The sequence below is a fragment of the Aliivibrio sp. EL58 genome, assembly GCF_900312675.1.
Taxonomy (GTDB): domain Bacteria; phylum Pseudomonadota; class Gammaproteobacteria; order Enterobacterales; family Vibrionaceae; genus Aliivibrio.
Map to the genome: position 1 here is coordinate 984,257 of NZ_OMPC01000001.1, position 15,883 is coordinate 1,000,139.

At 37.9% G+C, this 15,883-nt stretch carries 14 protein-coding genes; 8 read left to right on the top strand and 6 right to left on the bottom strand.

Annotated elements, in window-relative coordinates:
• Positions 1–137: 137 nt before the first annotated feature.
• Both ED622_RS04240 and ED622_RS04245 read right to left on the bottom strand, forming a co-directional pair.
• Complete coding sequence (locus ED622_RS04240) at positions 138–1,100, bottom strand: sensor domain-containing diguanylate cyclase (protein ID WP_162922461.1); 963 nt, start codon at positions 1,098–1,100, stop codon at positions 138–140.
• Positions 1,100–2,089 (bottom strand): response regulator, encoded by a 990-nt coding sequence (locus ED622_RS04245; RefSeq protein WP_122032688.1) that lies wholly within the window; start codon positions 2,087–2,089, stop codon positions 1,100–1,102. The genes ED622_RS04240 and ED622_RS04245 overlap by 1 nt, the downstream gene beginning before the upstream one ends.
• Before the next feature lie 298 nt (positions 2,090–2,387).
• Between ED622_RS04245 and ED622_RS04250 the strand changes: the two genes are divergently transcribed.
• The 4 genes from ED622_RS04250 (at position 2,388) to ED622_RS04265 (ending at position 9,170) form a co-directional block, all read left to right on the top strand.
• Complete coding sequence (locus ED622_RS04250) at positions 2,388–3,581, top strand: acetate/propionate family kinase (RefSeq protein WP_162922462.1); 1,194 nt, start codon at positions 2,388–2,390, stop codon at positions 3,579–3,581.
• A gap of 359 nt (positions 3,582–3,940) precedes the next feature.
• Positions 3,941–4,975, top strand: a complete 1,035-nt coding sequence (locus ED622_RS04255; RefSeq protein ID WP_122032690.1) for a PotD/PotF family extracellular solute-binding protein — start codon at positions 3,941–3,943, stop codon at positions 4,973–4,975.
• A 10-nt stretch (positions 4,976–4,985) separates the two neighbouring features.
• Positions 4,986–7,436, top strand: coding sequence for a bifunctional diguanylate cyclase/phosphodiesterase (locus tag ED622_RS04260; protein WP_122032691.1), 2,451 nt, complete (start codon positions 4,986–4,988; stop codon positions 7,434–7,436).
• Positions 7,437–7,574: 138 nt separating this feature from the next.
• Positions 7,575–9,170: an ABC-F family ATPase gene (locus tag ED622_RS04265; protein ID WP_122032692.1), complete on the top strand. Its 1,596-nt coding sequence runs from the start codon at positions 7,575–7,577 to the stop codon at positions 9,168–9,170.
• Positions 9,171–9,267: 97 nt separating this feature from the next.
• Here the strand turns inward: ED622_RS04265 and ED622_RS04270 are convergent, their stop codons facing one another.
• Positions 9,268–10,017, bottom strand: a complete 750-nt coding sequence (locus ED622_RS04270; RefSeq protein WP_122032693.1) for a phosphatase — start codon at positions 10,015–10,017, stop codon at positions 9,268–9,270.
• A 143-nt stretch (positions 10,018–10,160) separates the two neighbouring features.
• Here ED622_RS04270 and ED622_RS04275 point away from each other — a divergent pair, with 143 nt between their 5' ends.
• A complete protein-coding gene (locus ED622_RS04275) occupies positions 10,161–10,340 on the top strand; it encodes a hypothetical protein (protein WP_122032694.1) in 180 nt (59 codons plus the stop codon).
• A gap of 76 nt (positions 10,341–10,416) precedes the next feature.
• On the opposite strand, the gene ED622_RS04280 is transcribed toward ED622_RS04275, so the two are convergent.
• Both ED622_RS04280 and ED622_RS04285 read right to left on the bottom strand, forming a co-directional pair.
• The gene (locus tag ED622_RS04280; RefSeq protein ID WP_122032695.1) at positions 10,417–11,037 is read right to left on the bottom strand and encodes a LysE family translocator; all 621 of its coding nucleotides are present in this window, start codon (positions 11,035–11,037) and stop codon (positions 10,417–10,419) included.
• Positions 11,038–11,146: 109 nt separating this feature from the next.
• Positions 11,147–12,019 (bottom strand): LysR family transcriptional regulator, encoded by an 873-nt coding sequence (locus tag ED622_RS04285; RefSeq protein WP_122032696.1) that lies wholly within the window; start codon positions 12,017–12,019, stop codon positions 11,147–11,149.
• A 78-nt stretch (positions 12,020–12,097) separates the two neighbouring features.
• Here ED622_RS04285 and ED622_RS04290 point away from each other — a divergent pair, with 78 nt between their 5' ends.
• The 3 genes from ED622_RS04290 to ED622_RS04300 all read left to right on the top strand — a co-directional run bounded on the left by ED622_RS04290 (position 12,098) and on the right by ED622_RS04300 (position 15,399).
• Positions 12,098–13,306 (top strand): multidrug effflux MFS transporter, encoded by a 1,209-nt coding sequence (locus ED622_RS04290; RefSeq protein WP_122032697.1) that lies wholly within the window; start codon positions 12,098–12,100, stop codon positions 13,304–13,306.
• Between the two features lie 220 nt (positions 13,307–13,526).
• A complete protein-coding gene (locus ED622_RS04295; RefSeq protein ID WP_122032698.1) occupies positions 13,527–14,183 on the top strand; it encodes a 2OG-Fe dioxygenase family protein in 657 nt (218 codons plus the stop codon).
• Positions 14,167–15,399, top strand: a complete 1,233-nt coding sequence (locus ED622_RS04300; protein WP_122032699.1) for a cysteine desulfurase-like protein — start codon at positions 14,167–14,169, stop codon at positions 15,397–15,399. The genes ED622_RS04295 and ED622_RS04300 overlap by 17 nt, the downstream gene beginning before the upstream one ends.
• Here the strand turns inward: ED622_RS04300 and ED622_RS04305 are convergent.
• Positions 15,366–15,680, bottom strand: a complete 315-nt coding sequence (locus ED622_RS04305; protein ID WP_162922448.1) for a cytochrome c — start codon at positions 15,678–15,680, stop codon at positions 15,366–15,368. The two genes, ED622_RS04300 and ED622_RS04305, sit on opposite strands and share 34 nt — an antisense overlap.
• Positions 15,681–15,883: the final 203 nt, after the last annotated feature.

Genomic DNA, 15,883 nt, shown 5'->3' on the forward strand with positions numbered 1-15,883 from the left:
TTCAGCGCAGTATTGGCATTACGCATAGCTGGGTAAGTGTTGCAGGATGCAACTTTACTTCTTGTAATCAGAGCCTGGGTATTACCACTCAGGCTTTTTTCTATCTAAAAGTTAGACATATGAAAAGAAGGGAAGGGTTAGCTTAATTCAGGTCTATAAATTGTAGATTGATTTCTGCCATGCTCTTTAGAGTAATAGAGTGCTTTGTCTGCCATCTCTAACCAAGTTAAATAGTTATCATTTTCTTCGGATAACTCACAGACTCCTAAACTGACGTTATAAGTTATAGAAGAGCTACTATCACATTCAATCACTGTCTTTTCGATACGTTTACGCAGTCTTTCAGCAAAATAGAGAGCTTGCTCTGCATTGGTACCAGGAAGAATAACGGTAAATTCTTCACCTCCATAGCGCCCGCAAATGTCAGTGTTGCGAGAAGTCTTACGTAATAAATCTGCCGCGTTACGAATTACACCATCGCCGACGGTATGACCATAAGTATCATTAACTTTTTTAAAATGGTCGATATCAAAGATAACCACAGAAGATGTCGCCCCTGATATCTTTGCTTGTTCAAACTCTCTTTTTAAACATGACTCCCAATAGGCACGATTAAATAGTTTGGTTAATCCATCGGTTTTACTTAGATCTGATAATTGTTGATTCGACTCTTGTAAATGCAGCTTATTTTTGGCGATGTCAGTAACATCGTTAATCACTAAACTGACATGAGAAACCTGACCATTTAATGAAGTTAGTGGTGAGAAAGTAATGTTTTGACGCATCTCAGTCAAACCATTAGAGATCGGGGTAAAGTTCTTAAACTTGAATAAATAAGGCCTATCTTCCCAGCATGAAAAGCCGCGAGAATTTAAAGTAAATGAAGCATTTATTTTTTTCCTTAACCATTTTTCAGGCAGTTCTGGGATAACATCAAAAATAACATGCCCTAGGATCTTATCTGAAGTTATGCCACTGTAAGACTGCATGAAGTCATTCCAAGCGCATACTTGGTAATCGTTATCTAATACAATTAATCCAGCATCTAAATCACCGATGACTTGCATCGCCCAATGAAAATCACTCATATCAGAGTTCATCATAATATACTCTCCAGAATGGCTTTAATGGCAGCTAAAGAATCGTTATCCATTAAAAAAATAACATCACATTTTAAATCAATTGTTTCCGCAGAATAGACAAATTCGATAGTAAAAATGTCATTATCATATTCTGTCAGGAAGGATGGTTTATGTCTTAATGCTGCTTTCAATTGGTCTGTCTCTAACACAATAGGTTGGCGTAATGAAATATCAATATCTAACTGTGTATTGAAAGACGATAGAAAAGAAGAGACTAAAAGGTTTGAGATATCCAAAATCGCTTCATTGGTTGTTATTTGCTCGTCGCCATTATCAACGTTTAATAATTCGGATAAATCGTCGCCATGCAAACAGACAAGTGCCTCACCATTAATCCCGTTACCCACAAACCGCTGTGAAATGGCACGATATTCTGAATTGTTTACAATATCTTGCAGTGTCATCTGTAATTCAGAGTGATGTAACGAAGCAACATTTGGTAGTGGCATGTCAATAAAACGGTCAAATTGTTCTGAAATGAGAGCGGCACTAGCACCTAGAGCAACATTACTGATCTCTTTAATATTGGCGATGACTTCTGAAAAAGAGAGGGTGTAGCTAGGGTTGTGATGAGCTAATTTAGCGCTTACAGGAATACCATAACGATGAAGAAGAGCCGCCATGACTTCAGGTTTAAATGGTTTTTCAAGAAATTCATGAGCGCCTAAGCTATAACAGCGCTGTTTTGCTTTTTCTTGAACATCTCCTGATACAACAATGATTTGAGTAGGGTGTGAGTTGATAGGTAGTCGTTCTAGAACACCAAATCCGTCCATTACTGGCATGGTTAAATCAAGAAAGAGTATATCAATCGAATGTTCTTTTAGTATCGCTAGAGCCTGAGAACCATCTTCCGCAAAAAAAAGAGAGTTTTCAGGTATCACCTCTATATTACTTGAGAGTGTTTTTCGTGCGACTTTCGAGTCATCACAAATTAATATATTCATTAAAGCTATAGTCAAAATTTGAACGGTACATCATTCTTGACAGTATGTATTTTTAAATCAACCTATTGATATTAAATAGTAGTGATAACAAGACAGAGTTAACATTTTTGCAATAAAATCGATGCAGGTGCAAATTATTTAAGAGTTTGATAAGTTGATCTAGATCAGTGAAATTCAAGATCAAAGCAAAAAAAAGAAAAACAAAAGTTGAATAATTAAAAAAAAGTTGAATAATGGTAGGGTAACAAAAGGCACAGATCTATGTGCAACCTACAGATGTATAATAAAGAGAATAATGATGAACAACGAATACGTATTAGTTATCAATTCAGGCAGCTCTTCACTAAAGTTTGCCGTTATCGATTCTGCTTCTGGTGATGCAGTATTAAGTGGTCTTGGTGAGTGTTTTGGCCTGGAAGATGCTCGTATGAGCTGGAAGTATCAGGGACAGAAAACAGAAATAGCCATTGAAGGCGAAGAGAACCACCATAAAATTGCAATTGGAAAATTAGTTGGACTAACTGAAGAGTTTGGTTTTACTGATGGTATCGTTGCGATTGGTCATCGTATCGTTCACGGTGGTGAAAAATTCACACAAACAGTTCGCATTTCTGAAGAAGTAACTCAAGAGATTGAAAGCCTATCAGATCTTGCTCCATTACATAACCCAGCTGGTGCTATTGGTATCCGTGCTGCTGTTGAAGCCTTCCCTTCTCTTCCTCAATTTGCGGTATTTGACACAGCGTTCCACCAAACTATGCCGAAGCGTGCATACACAGGTGCTATTGCTAAAGAGTTATATACTGATTTTGGTGTTCGTCGTTACGGTTTCCACGGCACAAGTCATTATTTTGTAAGCCGTGAAGCTGCGAAAATGATTAACAAGCCAATTGAAGAATCTAGCTTTATCTCAGTTCACCTAGGTAATGGCGCATCGGTTTGTGCAATTAAAGACGGTAACAGTGTTGATACATCAATGGGCTTTACCCCACTTTCTGGTCTAATGATGGGTACACGTTGTGGTGACTTAGATCCAGGCATCATTGAGTACCTACTTAAAAAAGGTTGGTCACAAGAGCAAGTATTTAACTCTCTAAACAAAGAGTCTGGTTTCCTAGGTGTGTCCGGCTTAACAAGTGATGCTCGCGGTATCCTTGAAGCGATGGAAGAAGGTCACGAAGGTGCGACATTAGCATTCCAAGTATTCACATACCGTGTAGCTAAGTACGTTGCTTCTTACCTAGCAGCGTTAGATTCTCTAGATGGCATCATCTTTACTGGTGGTATCGGTGAAAACTCTTTACCTATCCGTCGTGAAATCTTAAACAACCTTAAAATTCTTGGTTTTGTTGAAGATGTTGCAGGTAATGAAGCTGCTCGTTTTGGCGCTGATGGTATTGTCGCTAAATCAGAAATGCTAAATGCAGTAGCAATGGTTATCCCAACCAACGAAGAATTTGTAATTGCTCAACAGTCTGTTGAACTACTGTAAATCCTTCTAAAATACAGAATATAAAAAAGCGAGCTATGATGGCTCGCTTTTTTTATATCCAATCATTTATTGATATTAATGTAATTATGAATGACCGTTCGAATAAATAGCTCACAAACCAATATTTTGACACGGTTCTTTTTTAAAGAAAATATATACTCATGATTTCTCCTTCTAGCGTGGCATTAAATTAGCTATTTATCTCGATAGAAATAAAAATCGATGGTGCTGATCAGCTTTGTGCTTTAAACCCTCAGATTTTTCGGAAGATTTGGGATCTTGTCCTATAGTTAGAATATACAAGAGACAAGCAATATCGTTTCTACTCCATAATAATTTAAATTAGAGAGTAATGAGATATGCAATTAATCTACCTGAGTATTTTTTTACTGTTTGGCTTAACAAGTACCGTGTTACAGGCTGGTGAAGTTAGATTATTTACGTGGGAAGGCTATTTTTCAGATGAAATATTAGCAGATTTTGAAAAACAAACAGGCCATACTGTTAAACAGATTTACTTTGAAAGCGAATCTTTGCGAGATGATGTTGTGTACTCTGGAAAGGCATCAGCATACGACTTATTTATTCTCGACGGCTATACAGTAAAAACCTTTGGTGAAAAAGGTATTTTAAATGCAATCAACCCATCCCTGTCTTCTGAGTTAACTTACTTCTCTGATGGAGCAAAAGAAGCTTGCCATCAATATGGAATTCCTTATTCGTTTGGTTCTATTGGGATTGGCTATAGAAGTTCAAAAGTAGCGGAGACATTTGGTTCATGGATGGATGTTTTTGATTATGCGAAAGAACATCCAGGTAAAGTCGTTATTCCTGATGAAGACATGGATACTGTTGCTATTGCGTTGATGGCTTTAGGTTACCATCCAATGACCAATGAGGAGTCGGAGCTAAAAGAAGCTTATAAATTACTCAATGAAGTAATAGGTGACCTCTTAGTTTTTAGAAATAGTCTTGGTTATGCGATTGATGAGGGTACGGAGTCAGTCATGGATGTTGCTGTATTTTATTCTGGTGAGACAGAGCAAATATCTAAAACAACAGGTCAAGATGATTGGGAATACACCATTCCTCGTGAAGGGACATTACTATGGTATGAGTGTTTTTCTTCTCTAGCAAACAAGCCGTTAAGCCAAGCCTCGTTATCATTTCTTCAGTTTATTAGTACCCCAAAAAACGCAATAGAAAATGCAGAAAAAATATGGTTTGCAACCGCAAATGATCGAGCGCTGACGTTAGCAAATGATGAATATTTGAATGATACAGAGTTGTTTCCGCCAGCAGCAGAAGCACGACAGTATTATTATTATGAACCTCTAGACAGTAATGCTCTAAAAATTAGAGGGAATATAATTAACGTACTGTCAAAAGAATAAGGAGATTCGAATGAAGTTATCCGCCAAAGTCAATTTCATCATACTCCCAGTAATGCTTGTTATCTTTTCTCTTGCAGGAATATTGTCTTACAACAGCCAAAAAACGCAATTGATTTCATCTTTAAGTGAAAAAATTGAATATGAATTGAAGCATATCTCAGACAGTTTAAAAGATTCACTTTATGAATTGGATTCTGTTGCGAATATGTTTCTAGGAGGCCAAAGCGTAAATAAGTACCTTAACAACTTAAGGTTTGATAGTCATAAAAACTACTCGAATAAAGAACTTGTTAAAAGTATTAATCAATTAGAGTTGAGAGGGGGTGAAATAGTAATCTTTGGTATACTTAACTCAGATAAGGAAGAGGTCTTTTTATATGATGCAGAAGACCCATTTGCAACAATTGAGATCACTGAGGCTATTACAGAGCATTTCGCTTATATCAATGAAAATATAAAGCCACAAGGTGTTTCAGAACTTCAGCCATCTAGGTATCAACTTCTAATGACCGAAAAAAGAGGTAACGAGATACTTTGGATAAGAACGTTCTCACCTGATCAAGCAATATCCACGACCTCTTTTTCTAAGGGACACTCCATTTATACTGCGATTATTAAATTACGTTTACCAAGAGCCACAAATTATATGCATGAGCTAAAAAGCAGCCTTGGTGAAAATGTATTGATTAATATTTCTCCCATTGGGCATTCACAAACAATGGAGAGTGTAACAACGCTAAACTTCATGAATGATAAAGACATTAATTACGGATTATATCTAGCAAATCAGCTGTGGAAAATCGAAGTTTCAGTGCCATATACTTATTTGGATAAGCTGTACCAGCCATATCGATTTTTATTCTTGTCTATCGTTATTGCAGTTACAGGGATTACATTTATTCTTTTAAAATCGTTGATTACAAGTCGGATTATTAATCCGGTCGTTAATTTGACCAAACAAGTGGAAGATACCGTTCCTGGGGACAAACTTCGAATAGCAAGGCTTCAAAGTAATGATGAAGTCTCCTTATTGACGAATAAATACATCGATTTAATAATGAAACTAGATAACATTGCAAAATATGATCATCTAACAGGGCTAGCCAACCGGATCCAGTTTCAATTAGAACTTAGTAAACTTGTATCGAATAGTTTGAATCAACAGACTCGATTTGCGATGTTTTATATTGATTTAAATAACTTTAAAAGTGTGAATGAACGATTTGGTCATTTTATTGGAGATCAGGTTTTAAAGGTGTTTTCTACTCGTTTAGCTGAGTCTTTACATGAGACAAATCTTACTCATGGTGACGAAAGTCAATTTGATATCGCTCGATTATCGGGTGATGAGTTTGGGCTTGTTATTCACAATGTGAGAGATATGAATAATGTAGTTCAAGCAGCTAAAAATATTATCTCTCTTTTTGATGAAGGATTTAGAATAGATAATCACCTCTTTGATATCGGGATCAGCATTGGTATCGCAATGTACCCTGATGATGCAGAAGATGCCGATCATGTCATAAAAAAAGCCGATATAGCCATGTACTCAGCAAAAAGCTGTAGCCACAGTGCATACCAATTTTATACATCAAAATTGTCTTATGAAATCGAACGATATGAAACAGTTACGATGAGTTTAAAAGACGCACTAGTCAATAATGAGTTTTATTTAGTCTATATGCCTATATATGACTGCCAAAATGGGTCTTTGCGTGGTTGTGAAGTATTATTACGCTCAACTAATGAGACCTTAGCTGCTTATGGGCCAGAGCAGTTTATTCCTATAGCTGAAAAATCAGGTTTGATTAAAGATATGGATTATTGGGTTCTTGAATCTGCATTTCAAAAGTTATCAGAATGGATAAAAAAATTCAGTTTTTCAGGGGTCCTTGCGATTAACTTTTCTTCATGGCAATTAAAAAACCCAGAATTTGTAGAAAAAGTATCAGGCCTCATTGATACTTACCAAGTTCCCCCTCAGCTTATTGAGCTCGAAATTACTGAGACCTGTTTTGTGCCAGGAGAGCATAAAAACGGAGATATATTATCGGCTTTACATGGCTTAGGAGTAAATCTTTCATTAGATGATTTTGGAACAGGATTTACCGCTTTTAGCCAATTAATCGATTATCCTATTGATATTTTAAAGATAGACCGAATGTTTATTAATGAGATTAATAAAGGTAAAACTGAAGATAGGCCTCTAGTGGATATTATTGTCGATGTTGCAAAACTGTATCACTTAGAAGTTGTTGCTGAAGGGGTTGAAACGGAAGAACAGCTTAATTATGTGCGGGCGCTTGGTTGCCAGTTAGTTCAAGGCTATTTTTTATCTAAACCACTACCTGAAGCGGAGTTTGTTTTGTTACTTGAGAAAAGCAATCCACAGGTGAGTGAAATAGTTTTAGATAAGGAAGGTAATGGTGATCTAAGCTCTCCTCGCTGTCAGGTGCTTTGAGGTAAACCGTTGAAAATAATAAGGCAGAATAAACAGTGATGTAAATCACAAATGCTGCTATAATCGCCTGAAATTTGAAAAGCTGGACATGTGGGCCAGTTTTTTTATGTCTATTTGAATAACTAATTGGAATGTACTGTGCTAACGACTGCTAACATCACAATGCAATTTGGCGATAAGCCTCTTTTTGAAAATATTTCTGTTAAGTTTGGTAACGGTAACCGTTACGGTTTAATCGGCGCAAACGGCTGTGGTAAATCTACCTTCATGAAAATCTTAGGTGGAGAGTTAGAACAGTCTGGCGGTACAGTATCAACTGATCCTAATGAGCGTATGGCTAAATTAGGTCAAGACCAATTCGCATTTGAAGAATACACAGTAATCGACACTGTGATCATGGGTCATAAAGAGCTATGGAAAGTAAAAGAAGAGCGTGACCGTATCTATTCTTTACCTGAAATGTCAGATGAAGATGGCATGCGTGTTGGTGATTTAGAGACTGAATTTGCGGAAATGGATGGCTACTCAGCTGAAGCTCGTGCGGGTGAACTTCTATTAGGCCTAGGTCTTCCTGAATCACAGCACTTTGGCTTAATGAGCGAAGTTGCTCCAGGTCTTAAAGTTCGTGTTCTACTAGCTCAAGTACTGTTTGCTGAACCAGATATCATGCTTCTTGATGAACCAACGAACAACTTGGACATGCATACAATTGCGTGGTTAGAAGATGTTCTTCTTGCTCGTAACTGCACAATGATCATCATCTCGCATGACCGTCATTTCTTAAATGCAGTATGTACACACATGGCTGATGTCGATTACGGTGATATTTGCCTGTTCCCAGGTAACTACGATGAATACATGACAGCAGCAACGCAAGCTCGTGAGCAACTTCAAGCAGACAATGCGAAGAAGAAAGCACAGATTGCTGATTTACAAACATTCGTAAGCCGTTTCTCTGCAAACGCATCGAAAGCAAAACAAGCAACGTCTCGTCAAAAGCGTTTAGATAAAATTGAACTAACAGAGATTAAAGCATCTAGCCGTCAATCTCCGTTCATTCGTTTTGACCAAGAAAAACCACTTTTCCGTAATGCATTAGAAGTTGAAGGCCTAAAACAAGGTTACGATGAAAATATCCTAATCAATGGTGTAAACCTAATGGTTGAAGTGGGTGAGCGTATTGCTATCATCGGTGAGAATGGTATTGGTAAATCTACGTTCCTTAATACGCTTGCTGGTGAAATGGAACCAATGGCAGGTATGGTGAAATGGTCTGAAAACCACAACATCGGCTTTTATGCACAAGACCATAGCCATGACTTCGAAGAAGATCTTAACCTATTAGATTGGATGGGTCAGTGGAAACAAGAAGGCGATGACGAACAAGTCGTTCGCGGTATTCTTGGGCGTATGCTTTTCTCTCAAAGTGACATTAAGAAATCTGTAAAAGTAATTTCTGGTGGTGAGCAAGGTCGTATGCTATTTGGCAAGCTAATCATGCAAAAAGCAAACATCCTTCTTATGGATGAACCAACAAACCACATGGATATGGAATCAATCGAAGCATTGAACTTGGCTCTTGAGAACTACAAAGGTACATTGATGTTTGTATCTCATGACCGTCAGTTTGTATCTTCTATTGCAACGCGCATCATTGAAATTACGAAAGATGGCGTTAACGATTTCCACGGTACTTACGAAGAGTACCTAGCAAAACAAGGCTTAAAAGGCTAATTCAGAAATCTAATATTCTGGATAACAAATAAAAATGGAAGACTAGAGATAGTCTTCCATTTTTTATATCTGTTGTAAGTGAATTTTCAGCTTCAGATTACTTAGTGAATCGGTCAAACTCTGAAATAGACGCACGTCCACGCAGTGCTAAGAATTTAAGAAACTGGTTAGGGGTATGAGTAATCATTTTTTCTAGAGGAAAGTCTACAGCATCAATAAGTAGTTCTACTTTTTCAAACTTCCCAATATCCGCACAGAAGTGGGCATCACTTCCTGTGGTGATATAAGCTCCAAGCTCCTTTACTACTTTGGCAATCTCATAACAACGGTCAATACTGCCAATGCGACTGCCTCCTTTTAGAGAGGTATTGTTAATCTCTATTGCGACGTTGTTGTCCACCGCACATTGAATGACTTCTTCAAAATTAAAATCAAAATTAGGGTTTCCAAGGTGCCCTAATGCATCGACTCGGCCTGATCGAATAATATTCAAAAGCGCTTGAGTATGAACTTCTTTACTTTGAGGAGGAAAAACAGGTTCATGGAAACTAGCAATGATCCAATCAAGGTTTTGATCAACAGAGAGGGGGATATCAATGTCACCTTCGATATTGCATATATTAACCTCGCAGCCTCTTATTATAGCCACTCCGTGAAGAAACCTAGGTAATACTCTCTGATTACTGAAAAACCAGTAATGCGGCGCACCAGGCATTGAAGAGGCATGATCTGTCGTGCAAAACATCGGTAAACCAAGTTGGGAGGCAGAAAAAGCGTTTTCACTGATTGTACTGTAAGCGTGGCCACTAGCGTAGGTGTGGGTATGAGTATCTACTTGAATGCGCATTAGTTTTCTCCTTTAAACTATAATGCGATCAGTATAACCGATTTTTGCAACTTTTAGCTTTGACATTTGTCTGACAAAGTGTAGGAAAAAGAGAAGTAACATTCATGTTGTTGATGAAAGCGTTAAGATATTTGGAGTTTGTTATGATTAGTACAGAAACAATTAAAATTGAACTGAATGAACTGACAGTTTATCAATTACGAAACTTACAGCATGCGATCAATAAAAAGTTAAAAGAAAAGACAGCAATAAAAGAGCCATCTATTAGTGAGCTTCTAACAAATGAAGAATTAGACATGCTAGCTGAGGTTATGAAAGTTTAGTTTTTGTAACTTTGCGTCAGCATTAAAAGAATGAGTGTTTAAAAGGTGACCGCAATGGATCACCATAGTGTAAGTGTTAACCCATAAATAGCCAGATAGCGACACCAATCATCAAACTACCTGAAATTCGATTCATGATCTTTACGTTATTTGAATGACCAAGGACACGTTTCAGACCTTTCCCACCGACGGCATACAGTGTCATACATAAAAACTCACAAACCAAAATGATCGAGACAAGTGCGATTAATTGCGGTGCAATAGCATGACTTCCATCGATAAATGGAGGAAGTAATGAGACCATAAAAGCCCAACCTTTTGGGTTAGCTATTGCGGTTACAAAACCTTGAACCACTAAATCCCAATCTTTTCCTTTTGGTGCCTCTGTAGGTTCTCCTGTCATAGCAAGCTTGCCTTTAGAGCGCCACATTTGAATGCCAATATAAGCAAGGTAACTGGCACCCACAGCTTTAAACCCAGTAAATAACCATGGGTAATTAAGCATAATAGCAGCGACACCTAATACAGCAGCAACAGCGACGATAGCTACGCCAACTAATTCACCTGCCATCATCCAAAGTGTGCGTTTATAACCAATACTCATCCCTAGGCTTAGTGCTAATGTCATGCACATACCAGGAGTAACAGAGACGAAGAAAAAAGTAGGGACAAAAGCCCATAAAATAGCCGTATTCATTATATTTACTAGGTAAAAGGGTATAGCAAAATAGAGTACGGAAATTAAACTTAAAAGCAATGTAAATGTTTACACGATAATGTTAATTTTAATAATAGTGTTACATAAATCAACTTAGCTTACTTTTTAAATAGCGAATAAAGAGTTGCGTTCGAGTGTGTTCGTAATCCAATGTCGGATAATACGCATTGACCGAAATATGATCAGTCGTCATTTCGGGTAACACGGCGATTAAATTACCAGAGTCAATATCATCAATGAGCATTTGCTTACTAGCTAACAAGATCCCCATTCCTCGTTTTGCAGCATGGAATAGAGCTTCAGGGTTGGTCGTTGCAAAGTTACCTCGTAGAGTGACTCGCTTTTCATTTGCTAGCTTTATTTCTCGGACCGGACGTTCTCCCCAAATCAGCATATTATGATGCTTTAGTTCATCAACATTATTTGGCATACCGTGTTTTTCTATATACTCTTTTGAGGCGAAAAATCCTGAGTGATGCTCAAAGAGAGGCGTAGATTTATAGCTAAAGGTATTGAGCTGCTCGAGTTCTCGACTAATAAAGACATCAATATTACTTTCAGGGACTTGCCCTGGTAGGGTTGTGATCAACTGAACTTTAATCTTTGGGTAGGTTGCTAGAAATTCATCCAAATATTTAATGATAAATTTAGACCCGACAGCAAGCGTTGCGCCTATTTTTAATAGTCCTGTCGGTGTTTGGTTAATTGCTCGAGTTTCATCAACTAAATGCTGCCATTGGTCTAGTTGTAGCCGGGCACGTTGATAAAATAGAATGCCGGCTTCAGTTTGATGAACAGAACGCGTCGTTCTAGTTAATAGTTGTACCCCAACCCGATCTTCAAGCCAGTTGATGCGTTTGCTGATGGCAGAGCCTGACGTATTCATTTGAAAAGCCGCGGCATTGAAGCTGCCTTCCTCTACTACTTTTATGTAACTTCTAACGCACTCTATCCAATCCATGATTAATTCCTATTAGGACGCAATGTGATTCCTCTAGTTGCTATTATCAATGATATTGATTGAATGTAAACTGGATAAATGAATAAAAATAAGACACAAACGCTACCTTCAGGTCGCTTAAATAAAACACCATTACTTCTTGCTATGATGATCATTGCGACGGGGCAAGTTGGTGTGAGTATTTATCTGCCATCACTGCCATTAATCAGTCAAGATCTTGGAGTTTCATCTGCAGATGTTCAACTCTTAGTCACGCTGTTTTTAGTCGGCTTTGGTGGCTCTCAACTGTTTTATGGTCCTTTATCTGATGCATTAGGCCGACGTCCTATCTTTATTTTAGGGCAGGGGATTTATTTGTTAGGCACCGTATTGTGCTTTGCCATGACAGATAATTTTACTGCGTTAGTGTTTGGTCGATTGCTTCAAGGACTTGGCGCGGGCAGTGCATCGGTCCTTGGGCGAAGTGTCTTAAGGGACAGTTACAGCGGGCACCACTTAACCAAGGCCATGTCTTATATATCAATAACGGCTTCTGTATTGCCTATTCTTGCTCCTGTGATTGGAGGTTGGATTGCGTGGCACTTTAGCTGGCAATGGGTATTTGGCTTTGTACTGATTTATCTAACAAGTATCTTAACAATTGGCTATTTTATCTTGCCTGAGACGCTTCCGTATAAACCACAAAAATTCAGCTTTGTTCAAACATTACGAGATTATGGTTCTTTATTTAGCAATGCGCAGGTGATCTCAAGCGCGAGCTTAAATTGGGTAAGTTATTTGAGTAGCTTGGTTTCAGTCTCTTTGTTGCCATTTTTACTGCAAGATGGGTTAGGGTTAACTGCCGCTGAATATGGTCAAGTGATGATCATTCCCTCGGCAGGGCTTATGATCGGTAGCTTTATTCTTAATAGTTTAAATAAACGCTGTAGTGTTATTCAATTAATGGGTATAGCGCTTGGGATAATGGCAGTGTCAGGCTTATCTTTGGTTATGTTTAACACATCGCTATTTTCATTGGTTTTTGGCTTTACATTACTTGCTGTGGCTCAAGGCATTTCATTCCCACTTTCTATTAACTTATTATTGTCTCCGCACACTAAAAAAGTAGGCACTATTTCTGCTTTATCAGGCTCTGTTCAAATGTGTTTAGCTGGGGTGCTTGGGGGGTATTTGGTAAAAAATTGGGTGATAGACCAAAACAGTTTAGGCTTATTTTATTTACTGATCACAGTGATCATGTTCTTTGTTTTATTATGGAACAAACAAGTTCAGGGTGAAAATGAGTAATATAATCAATTCATTACGATACATTCAGTGAAGAGTTCTAGATTCTCTAATGAGTACAAAAGATAAATGGTGTTTAATTTCTCAATAAGTTAAATATTAGAAATTATATGTTGAACTTTTAAATTTGTGTGAAGTAAAGCACTGTGTGGTTTGATTTATCAGCATTTCTGCGTAAATAATAGATATGTAAAGTATATGTTAATTTATTGCAGGAGGCATCATGTTACATTCACACGATACAACATTGCAGCTGACACAGTTGAGTCACGCTGCGGTTCATCAACTCGCACCTTCATTTTCGGGGCTACCTCAGACCATGCACGCTGATGGTAATTTTCGATTAAGACGTTACTCCGTCATTCGAATGGTTAATGAAAAAGTTATCGAGACGAATAAGCATAACTTTGTGCAAAGTGAAGATATTAACCATTATCAAGGTGATGTGGTTCGTGAGTTTGAAGGTATTGAAAGTAAGATCCTACACAGTGAAGGTATGGCTGAAATGTGCCAGGTCTTTATGGATCTTAATCATTTACCAAATGGTCAAGAGATTGAAATACATCAAATGCGAATTGCGGCGATTTACGAAGAAACCGAGATAGCCCCAGAAGGCGTCCACCAAGATGGTTTTGATCATATCGCATTAATTGGTATCGATCGATCAAATATCGAAGGAGGAGAATTACTTGTATACAAAGATTCAAACGAAGAACCATTTTTTAGGAAAATTTTAGAAGATGGTGAAGTTGCTATGGTTGATGATAGAAAGCTGTGGCACAACGGCAAGCCAATTCGATTGATTGAACAAGGTCATGAAGGGCATATGGATGTATTTGTATTAACCGCAAAGGATAATGTTGATGACTTTCACGCCTGATCAAGTTCGCTCTCAATTTTCAGCACTTACACAAAAAATTGATGAGTTTCCGGTACTGTTTTTAGATGGTCCCGGAGGCTCTCAAGTACCTAATTCTGTACTGACAGCAATGACTGAATATCTGGGTTATTCTAATTCCAATTTAGGCGGCCATTTTTTTTCAAGCCAAACGACAAATAATGTGATGGATACTGCTCGTTCTTCTTGTGCTGCATTAGTAAATGCACCAAGCAGTAATAATATTGTCTTTGGTGCCAATATGACGTCCTTAACGTTTCAATTAAGTCGAGCTATAAGTCGAGAATGGAAAGAGGGTGATGAGATCATCGTTACGGCATTGGATCATTATTCGAACGTATCAAGCTGGCAGCAAGCCGCTGAAGATAAAGGGGTAATAGTTCATCAAGTTCGAGTTAATACCACTGATTGCACGCTAGATATGGATCATTTTTTTTCACTGTTGTCTGATAAAACCAAGCTAGTTGCCACGACGTTCGCCTCTAATACTACAGGGTCTTTAGTTGATGTGAAGTCGATAATTAACGCTGCACATGCTGTTGATGCAATGGTGTATGTTGATGCGGTTCATTACGCCCCTCATCATTTGATCGATGTGCAAGATCTTGATTGTGACTTCTTAGCTTGCTCGGCCTATAAATTTTTTGGTCCCCATGTTGGCATTGCTTATGTTTCTCCTAAATGGATACAAACGCTGTCGCCATATAAAGTTGAACCTGCTACAAATATAGGGCCTGGCCGATTTGAGACAGGCACACAAAGCTTTGAAGGGCTTGCTGGCGTTACAGCAGCTATTGAGTATTTGGCTCAGTGGGGAGCAAAAGAGGCGGGTTTACGAGAAAGACTTATCTCTAGTTTTACTCAATATGAACAACATGAATTGGCATTGACTCACTATTTTTTAAATAAATTAGAAAGCAGGCCTTGGATTTCATTGTTTGGTATTAGTGATCCTGAAAACTGCACTAATCGGACCCCAACGTTTGCTATTCGACTTCAAGACCATACGCCAGAAGTCGTAGCTAAAGAATTAGGTTCGCACAATGTGTGCGTATGGAATGGACATTTTTATGCGCTTGGTTTGATTAAGCAGCTTAATTTAGAAGAGTGTGGTGGTGTTGTGCGGATTGGATTTATGCACTACAACACCATCGATGAAATAGACTACTTATTTTCGCTATTAGATGCATTGGCATAAAACGCAGCAATGTCTTTTAAGTCTTGATCATTAAGTCGTTGCAGCTGGGCCTTCATCATTTGTGCGAGGGGGCCCTTTCGTTCGTCATTTTGATATGATTTCATTGAGTTATATAAATACATTTCATTTTGCATATCCAAATTAGGGTAGCTTGAATCTATTGCTTTTCCTGTTTCGCCGTGACAAAAAATACAACTTGGTGCTTTTAGTTTACCTAGCTTGGCATCGCCGGCACTGATATTAAATGAAAAAAATGCTATAAAAATTAAATATTTAGCCACAATTAAAACCTTATGTATTAATAGTTAATTAAGCCAATACATTTTCTTTTAGTCAAGAGTATTTATTGCTTTTTGAGATGCAGTTTATGTTTCTATCATTAACTTTAGTTGTCCCTTATTTTTCTACGGAAATAAAGTGAGCAAGTTTGCTTTATAGTATAACATGCATAAAAGATTTGAGTGTGCAGTTAGCTGTAAGGGGC

What these genes read in the sequence shown, in the direction of transcription:
- ED622_RS04240 (WP_162922461.1), bottom strand. Translation starts at nt 1,100, where the DNA reads ATGAACTCTGATATGAGTGATTTTCATTGGGCGATGCAAGTCATCGGT.
- ED622_RS04245 (WP_122032688.1), bottom strand. Translation starts at nt 2,089, where the DNA reads ATGAATATATTAATTTGTGATGACTCGAAAGTCGCACGAAAAACACTC.
- ED622_RS04250 (WP_162922462.1), top strand. Translation starts at nt 2,388, where the DNA reads ATGAACAACGAATACGTATTAGTTATCAATTCAGGCAGCTCTTCACTA.
- ED622_RS04255 (WP_122032690.1), top strand. Translation starts at nt 3,941, where the DNA reads ATGCAATTAATCTACCTGAGTATTTTTTTACTGTTTGGCTTAACAAGT.
- ED622_RS04260 (WP_122032691.1), top strand. Translation starts at nt 4,986, where the DNA reads ATGAAGTTATCCGCCAAAGTCAATTTCATCATACTCCCAGTAATGCTT.
- ED622_RS04270 (WP_122032693.1), bottom strand. Translation starts at nt 10,017, where the DNA reads ATGCGCATTCAAGTAGATACTCATACCCACACCTACGCTAGTGGCCAC.
- ED622_RS04275 (WP_122032694.1), top strand. Translation starts at nt 10,161, where the DNA reads ATGATTAGTACAGAAACAATTAAAATTGAACTGAATGAACTGACAGTT.
- ED622_RS04280 (WP_122032695.1), bottom strand. Translation starts at nt 11,037, where the DNA reads ATGAATACGGCTATTTTATGGGCTTTTGTCCCTACTTTTTTCTTCGTC.
- ED622_RS04285 (WP_122032696.1), bottom strand. Translation starts at nt 12,019, where the DNA reads ATGGATTGGATAGAGTGCGTTAGAAGTTACATAAAAGTAGTAGAGGAA.
- ED622_RS04290 (WP_122032697.1), top strand. Translation starts at nt 12,098, where the DNA reads ATGAATAAAAATAAGACACAAACGCTACCTTCAGGTCGCTTAAATAAA.
- ED622_RS04295 (WP_122032698.1), top strand. Translation starts at nt 13,527, where the DNA reads ATGTTACATTCACACGATACAACATTGCAGCTGACACAGTTGAGTCAC.
- ED622_RS04300 (WP_122032699.1), top strand. Translation starts at nt 14,167, where the DNA reads ATGACTTTCACGCCTGATCAAGTTCGCTCTCAATTTTCAGCACTTACA.